Origin of the sequence: Nocardia cyriacigeorgica (genome assembly GCF_010858045.1) — a bacterium.
Taxonomy (GTDB): domain Bacteria; phylum Actinomycetota; class Actinomycetes; order Mycobacteriales; family Mycobacteriaceae; genus Nocardia; species Nocardia cyriacigeorgica_E.
Map to the genome: position 1 here is coordinate 1 of NZ_JAAGVC010000292.1, position 297 is coordinate 297.

Annotated in this window: 1 protein-coding gene; it reads left to right on the forward strand. The window is 67.0% G+C overall.

Annotated features, from left to right (window positions below; translation table 11 throughout):
• Window positions 1-31: 31 nt before the first annotated feature.
• Window positions 32-297: sigma-70 domain-containing protein (locus GV790_RS29765; RefSeq protein WP_309139054.1), on the forward strand; the 266-nt coding region annotated here is incomplete at its 3' end.

Below are 297 nucleotides of genomic sequence, written 5' to 3' on the forward strand. Positions count from 1 at the left end.
CGCCTACGCCGTACCGACCATAATGGGCGAGGTGCGTCGCCACTTCCGTGACCGCACATGGGCGGTGCGGGTGCCGCGCACGATGAAAGACATCCAGTTGCGCATCGGCCCGGCCACCGAAGCCCTGTCTCAGCGCTTCGGGCGGGTGCCGACCGCTCGTGAGGTGGCCGCCGAACTCGAGGTCGATCTGCCCCAGTTGACCCAGGCGATGGTCGCCGCCAACGGGCACACCAGTAATTCGCTGGAATCGATCGCCCGTGACGACGATGACGCCGGTAGTGCGGTACAGCGCAGGCT